Below are 1463 nucleotides of genomic sequence, written 5' to 3'. Positions count from 1 at the left end.
TGACCTTCTGCCGACGGCTCAAGGTGCCGTTCGGCCTCAACGTCGAGAGCGTGTCCATCCGCCGCGAGGAGATCGAGGCGGCGGTCGACCTGGCTTCCCGGCTCCGGTCCGAGCTTTGCCGCTGACAGGAGGGGCAGGCGACTTCTATCGCCTGACGGACAGTTCTGCCGCCACCGGTGACGGCAGACGTCCAGGAACACCCCGAGGAACCGCACCGTGGTCATCTGCACCGCGAACCCGAGCCGGTTGTGGGCCCGCCGCTTCGGCTCGATCAACGCCCGGTACGCGTCGTCCAGGAAGAAGAACCGCTCCAACTCCGTACGGGACGGCGCCCCGTCGTACGCCGCATACTTCGCGGCTTGCTCATCCGTCAGAAACTCGACCGGCACCCCGGACCTCCAGACAGTCAGTGATCAACACGACTGCCGAAGGCTCCGCCCCTGCCGAACCCCAGGTCAAAGCGCTCTCAAGCCCTCCAAGGGCTTAGCGCCGGTCTTCGTTCCGATGTTCCTCAACCCCTATCCCGGCAGCAGCCTCGCCGAGCAACTCCAGGCCGCCCTCCCCGACACCCATGTGGTCAAGACCCCCGACACCACGCTGTTCATGGTCATGACCGCTCCCGAAACCCTGGCCACCCCACCCACCGCCTATCTCTCGGGCGATGACCAGAACGCGAAGAAGACCGTCACCGGCCTGCTCGGCGACCTGGGTTGGCAGCCCGCATGCATCGAGGACCTCGGCGGCGTCACCACAGCCCGCGCCACCGAGGCCATGATCCTCGTGGTTCCCCACATCCTGCGCCTCCAAGGCTTCAAGCCCTTCGCCGTCTCCCTCACCCGCTGACCCATCAAGACCGGGTTCAGACCGAATCCAGGAGCGGGCTCGTGCGAGGCATCTGGGCACTGGCACGGACAACGCCCGCTGAGCTCCAAGTGACGCCCGAACTCATCGACATTGATCATGCCTACTCCACGCGAGGCGACTCCCGAAGTCGTCGACACACGGCTCCCCTTCCCGTGTACAGAGCCATGAGGGCTTCGGCGGCTCGAGTGTTCGCATCGGTCGTGCCGGGCTGGAGAGCAGGCCGGCCCAAACGGTCCGAGTCTGCTGTCACCAGACACGAACAGGCGCGCGCTTCCGAGGACCGGCGATCCTGCGCGGGTTCCGTCCCTTCGCACGGACCGGGGCGGACGTCGACCCTCAGTGGCAGGCGCTGGGCGCCCCCGAACCCGGGCTGGGAGACCTCATCGATGTGCTGAAGGAGGTGTCCGGGACCGGCGCCGCCCCCGACGCCGAGCGCGAAAGGGTCATGCTCGAGGCTCTGCGCCGCCTGCGACTCGCGCGGCGATCCGCAGACGCCCCTAAACAGTTCCGCGCACAGTTCCTGCCAATGGCTCGTTGGAACACGCGAGACACCGATCGGCTCTGGCCCGCTGACCACTGCGGCAGACGGTAAGGGCCCG

The 1463-nt window shown here is 67.2% G+C and carries 1 protein-coding gene and 1 pseudogene; one reads left to right on the top strand and one right to left on the bottom strand.

Annotated elements, in window-relative coordinates:
• The coding region (locus tag AB0J12_RS39625; RefSeq protein ID WP_363269661.1) for a DUF4158 domain-containing protein at positions 1–389 on the bottom strand (389 nt) is incomplete at its 3' end.
• 130 nt (positions 390–519) lie between these two features.
• Here AB0J12_RS39625 and AB0J12_RS39620 point away from each other — a divergent pair.
• Positions 520–843: pseudogene (locus AB0J12_RS39620) on the top strand (NADP oxidoreductase); the annotation flags it as partial.
• Positions 844–1463: the final 620 nt, after the last annotated feature.

It is taken from the genome of Streptomyces sp. NPDC049915 (assembly GCF_040656475.1).
Classification (GTDB): domain Bacteria; phylum Actinomycetota; class Actinomycetes; order Streptomycetales; family Streptomycetaceae; genus Streptomyces.
The sequence above is the reverse complement of the archived record's forward strand: the minus strand, read 5'-3'. Positions and strand labels throughout refer to the sequence as shown.